This is a genomic window from Candidatus Nanosynsacchari sp. TM7_ANC_38.39_G1_1 (genome assembly GCF_004138385.1).
This window is the reverse complement of sequence record NZ_PQNZ01000058.1, coordinates 1-4,911: the sequence shown is the minus strand read 5'-3', so window position 1 is coordinate 4,911 and position 4,911 is coordinate 1. Positions and strand designations below refer to the sequence as shown.

The 4,911-nt window shown below is 45.0% G+C and carries 8 protein-coding genes; 1 reads left to right on the top strand and 7 read right to left on the bottom strand.

Features of this window, described 5'->3' with window-relative positions; all coding sequences use genetic code 11:
• A partial coding sequence (locus G1ANC_RS03720) for a CYTH domain-containing protein (protein WP_129693660.1) occupies positions 1–397 on the bottom strand: 397 nt, incomplete at its 3' end.
• Positions 398–423: 26 nt separating this feature from the next.
• Here G1ANC_RS03720 and G1ANC_RS03715 point away from each other — a divergent pair.
• Complete coding sequence (locus G1ANC_RS03715; RefSeq protein ID WP_129693659.1) at positions 424–714, top strand: VIT1/CCC1 transporter family protein; 291 nt, start codon at positions 424–426, stop codon at positions 712–714.
• 3 nt (positions 715–717) lie between these two features.
• On the opposite strand, the gene G1ANC_RS03710 is transcribed toward G1ANC_RS03715, so the two are convergent.
• The 6 genes from G1ANC_RS03710 to G1ANC_RS03685 form a co-directional block, all read right to left on the bottom strand.
• The gene (locus G1ANC_RS03710; protein ID WP_164998018.1) at positions 718–1,458 is read right to left on the bottom strand and encodes an N-formylglutamate amidohydrolase; all 741 of its coding nucleotides are present in this window, start codon (positions 1,456–1,458) and stop codon (positions 718–720) included.
• Entirely contained in the window at positions 1,448–1,969 is a 522-nt protein-coding gene (locus G1ANC_RS03705) for a GrpB family protein (protein WP_129693657.1), read from the bottom strand. The genes G1ANC_RS03710 and G1ANC_RS03705 overlap by 11 nt, the downstream gene beginning before the upstream one ends.
• Before the next feature lie 4 nt (positions 1,970–1,973).
• A complete protein-coding gene (locus G1ANC_RS03700; RefSeq protein WP_129693656.1) occupies positions 1,974–2,456 on the bottom strand; it encodes an NUDIX hydrolase in 483 nt (160 codons plus the stop codon).
• A gap of 63 nt (positions 2,457–2,519) precedes the next feature.
• Positions 2,520–3,140 (bottom strand): HD domain-containing protein, encoded by a 621-nt coding sequence (locus tag G1ANC_RS03695; RefSeq protein WP_129693655.1) that lies wholly within the window; start codon positions 3,138–3,140, stop codon positions 2,520–2,522.
• Between the two features lie 21 nt (positions 3,141–3,161).
• Complete coding sequence (locus G1ANC_RS03690) at positions 3,162–3,701, bottom strand: class IV adenylate cyclase (protein ID WP_129693654.1); 540 nt, start codon at positions 3,699–3,701, stop codon at positions 3,162–3,164.
• Positions 3,702–3,711: 10 nt separating this feature from the next.
• The coding region (locus G1ANC_RS03685; RefSeq protein WP_164998017.1) for a serine hydrolase at positions 3,712–4,911 on the bottom strand (1,200 nt) is incomplete at its 5' end.

The window sequence follows — 4,911 nt, the reverse complement described above, 5'->3', positions numbered from 1 at the left end:
CGACACAAATCGTATAGTCCTCAGTTTTCGATTCAAGGCGGACTTTATCAACCGTAACAACCTCTTGCCAGCCCAGTGCTGTGAGCATTTGGCGTGCCATGTCGCCGTCGTCAACCGCAAATTCATATTCATCAGATACTAATTTCGCCTGCCCTTCGATTTTTAGCGTCATCAAGCTCCGCTGCAACTCACCGGTTTTTGGGTCGAGGATGTCGCGTATTCGCATAATCTTTGAGCCAGGAATAATTGGTGCGTCAACCTGCTCAGGTAGTAGAAAAACCGTATCGATTTGGTGTTTGACTGAGGCGGGTGCGACAAACTGACTTTCTAGGACCGCAATGAGCTTGTCACGAATCATATTGTCAGATAATTTGAATTTGGCTTCGATTTCAATCATAGATTACTCCTTAGGCTTCTCCCAAAATTATCGGTTTAGCTACATTCTTGGCTTTCGTGGCAGTCGGCAGCGTGCCAGTACTAATCTACTTGATCGACGTGATTGCAGCTATGAAAGCACCAAGCACCACCCTATTCTATATCAGCTCGCTACTAACGGCAATTACTTTCTTAACAATCGGCTTTATTAAGGGCAAAGTCGGCAAGCAATCACCGTTGCGGGAAGCTACCATCACCTTACTCCTGGGAGCGGTCGCCTCTGGACTGGCGTACTTTGCCGGCGAGATATTGGCGACGTGGCTGGGTGTTCAGCTATAACCCTTAAAATTCATTGGCGATATATTTGATTATTTTACCAATGTCGTGCACTGATTCTTGGCGCACCGTTTCACCATCCAGGTAAATACGCCGATTAATCTCCAACATGACTGAGCGCAGTCCTGGCTTTTTATCGCGGTAAAAATCCATCGGCACCAGCGCACCCGCATACGGATAATTTAGCGCGCAGCTATAGCCCAGTTTTTCTATATACGTTTTCAGTTTTAAGGCATCATTTTCACTAAACCATTCATCGTCATAACCCAGGCAGATATCAGGCAGATTTTCCGTATAGCCAAACAATTTTCGCACCAAATCATCACTGTAGCTATGCAGATCAATCATCATACACGAGCCATGCTGAGCAACAATTTTTTGGCTCAATTTGTTTAGCTGTACATGATGAGGCTCATACGCTTGCCTGATAATTTCCTCGCGGCGCTCAGGTATTACCTGGCGATACTGCGCACCTCCCGGTAAATGTGTATATACCGCGCCCATACCCAGCCTCGCCATCGGTTCATCGGCGTCATTTTGAAACCGCTCAACGTCGCAATATAACCGCGAATACTTGGCTGTTACTTTATGGCAATCAATATCCCTAGCAAGTTCGTCCACTTTACAATCAGCTATAAAGTGTAGATTGTGATCGATAATTTCCCGATCAACCGTAACATCGCGCCAAAAATCTGGCGGTAAACACAGCGAAGCGTGCGGGATGTGAAGAAGGAGATTAGCCGCCATTTTTCCACTTTCTGGCACGCTGTAAAAGTTCATCAACGTAGGCTGCTTTGAGCTTTTTATACGCTGATCTGTCGTAATTTGCTTGCTTGGCATATTGATATTTTATCTTTGAATATTGATCAGCTTCGTCATTGTGAGACCTTAGATAATCTCTGATGATTAAGAAGTTATCGTGCGTTTCAGTATTCGCGACCGCGAGGTGAATATGGATATCGCCCTCGCCAGTTTCTTCTTGTCGGGACGCCAGGAAGATATACCCTTGACGGGAACTTGGATTTAATGAAGGAAAATATCCAATCTCTACCAGTTTACCCCGCAGCTCGTTCATATGTTCGCTATCTTTAGCAGAAATAAGGATGTCTAGGATATTTTTACCGTCCAAACTAGGTACCGCGGTACTGCCGACATGATGAATTTGCGAACTGTCCGCAAGCACTGGCGCCAATTTATTTTTCACGCGCGTAAAGACAGCTGCCATATCTTTTCTGGATTTTTCAATGTTGACCGGCATTTGGCTAAAATTTCAACTGAGCACCATTCAACAAGGCAAAGCCGCGTTTTATCAGCTGGATTTCTTCGTCAGTTTCATCTTTACCATTCCCAAATACCTTCGGCAGCTCGTCAAACGATAGCCATTTATATTCGCTGTGGTCTTTCGGATTTAGTTTAATATTGCCGATGTCGTCAAATTGTGCAAAATATACTACTTCAATTGAATGCGAACCTTTCACCGAATTATGATACGTAAATGCAGCAAACGGATTGCCAACCGTAATAGTCTTGCCGAATTCTTCGCGAATTTCGCGCTTCAATCCAGCCACGATATCTTCTCCAAAATCCACATGACCGCCAGGCAGTTCAAACACGCTTGGCATAAACTTCTTCGTCGCAGCACGCTTAGGCATAAAGATCTTCTCAACGCCGTCAAAATTGTGATGAATAAACGCGCAGGCAACGATCACTTGCTTGCCTACCGCGGGCACTTCGCTATCATTCATAATCTGTATAGATTATACATATTTGCCTAAAGCGGTGCAAACATACCGGCAATTATCCTGACGCTAATTTACATCTTTAATACTAAAACCAAACTTACTGGCGACAAGTGTAATATCCGGTTTGCCAAACTCGTCTGCTAGCGCCTGAAATTTGGCTTGTTTATCGCTGCCAAATTTTTGCACCAGATTATAATACCATTCAAACGTGCAAAAATATGGTGGCTCTTTGGGTGATTTGCTTTTGGAATGAAATTTGTCGGCGTACATTAGCAGCCGCTCCTCGGGCGTGTTAGCGGTATAGTCGGCTGGCGGAATGGACAAGTTTTGGTTAATTACATCCTGCTCGGTCAAGCCTACGCCAGTATGGTGCGAAGCGAACCGCCAAATTTGTTCGGGAAAACCTTCATTTCGCAGAATCTTTTCACCAATCACGCCGTGGCGAACGCCGTCAACAAATTTGCCGTTTTCCAGAACATCATACGCGCCGATATCATGAAGCATGCAAGCAACGTGCAACAAATCGCGGTCGATCTGAGAATTTGGCTTAGTGTCTAAAAGCTGCGCCGCAATTGCGTCAACCACTTGACAGTGAGTGTAAATCAACACGAAATCAGCATCAGTTTTGGCGTATTTTTTGTGCAAGTTTTTAATTTGAGAGTCGGTTGGTAGTTTCGTTTTACTCATATACTTATTTCGCAGACCAGTCTATTTATCAAATTTTAATTCCGCAAGTTTCTCGATGTCTATACCGATATTCCGGTATAAATCAGAAGTGCTTTTCGTTATCAAATCGCTCTCAGCAAAGCCAAGCAGCGCTGCCGTTTTTACCACTTCCACTACGCTGTTCGCTTCTATTTCGACATATGGCTTTAACTTCGGCCAGCGGTCGATGACAACCTGAACACCGTCGAGGTCGTATTCTTGGCGTTTGTTTTCTTGATAACCGCGCGGTTTAATGCCGATTTTTGCTAATATTTCCAGTGTAGTTTCCATATCAGACACTTCAACTTCCCACTCGTGAGTACCGTCAATAGTGGCAGCGGTTATTTCTTTGACGGTCAAAGTCGCCTGTTTACCATCAGAGCGCAACCGAACCCAGCGATCTGGCTTAGCTGGAATCGTATCAAATACGTAACGGCAAAAATTGTAATTACCGACTTCCTTAGCGCCGAGACTTGTCAACTTTTCTATGATATCGGCGGGATCGACATCATATATTTTTGCTTCGTATTCTATGTTTGACATGAAAATCCTTTCATACTTTTATATCGCCGTCTAGAATAATATGATTCTTGGCGCCACTGCGATACATGGCGGAAGGTTTATTTTTGGCGTCAAACTCATATTTCATCAGTTCGCCAAAATAGCTAGAATGATTACCCTTCGCAATATTTAAGATGGTGTCATCGACTATTTCCAGCTCTTCAGCCATGTTGAATGGCTGCCAATCATTAGACCATAAACCCCTCAATCCTTTTTCTGTATCAACAACTTCATATACGCCGTAATCGTTAACGAACCGCGCTTCAAACTTTCGACGTTTTTTATCAGAAGCGTCACCAAATTGATCAATAATTCCTAATATCGAATTTGCAACTATTCCTGGCGCTGTATCATACGCGTTCGCCAGCACCGAAACAGTTATTCCGTCGTCTATCCGCGACCAGGTACGGCCGACAAATCCTGGATAACCGCCGCTATGACCGACGAGCCGCTTACCATCTTTAGCTTTTGCGATATCAACACCCAATCCGTAACTTCCTGCGTTTGCTTCTTCGGCGACTTGCCACGATGGGCGCTGCATTTCCCTTTTAGAAGTGTCGCTCAATAGTTTACCTGAGCCAATTTGCAGAGCAGCAAAGAACTTTACCAAGTCATGCGCCGTTGAGCAAAATCCTGTGGCTGGCTGTAATACACCAGTTGTGACGTGTTGAAACGGACGACGCTGCTGCTGCAAATCAAACCTACTATAGCCAGTAGCCATACGAAGTTCCGGCGAATATTCCGCAGTGGTTTGCGTTAAGTCAAGCGGCGCGATGATGTTTTCCGCCACAAAATCAGCGTACGGCTTACCGCTGGCTCGTTCAATCACCAAACCCAGCAAGCCAAAACCAAAGTTGGAATACTTAAACTTAGAGTTTGGTTCAAACACTAGCTGTGATTGCATGATTTGCTGCTTGAACTCGTCTTTATCTGGAAATTCTCCTTGGAACTGCCAAAAGCCTGACGCCTGACCGTCGCGAATTACACCTGCTGAGTGACTCAACAATTGACGCAAGGTTACGTCGCGCCAACGCTGGTCGCTATGCTGCGCCAGCCACGGTAGATGCTCTGTCACTGAATCATCAATGCGCAACTTGCCGCGCTCCTGCAGCTGCATCACGGCCGTGGCAGTAAATGTTTTCGATTGTGAAGCAACGTGAAAAAGGTGGCCATTTGTTAATTTTTCGTTATT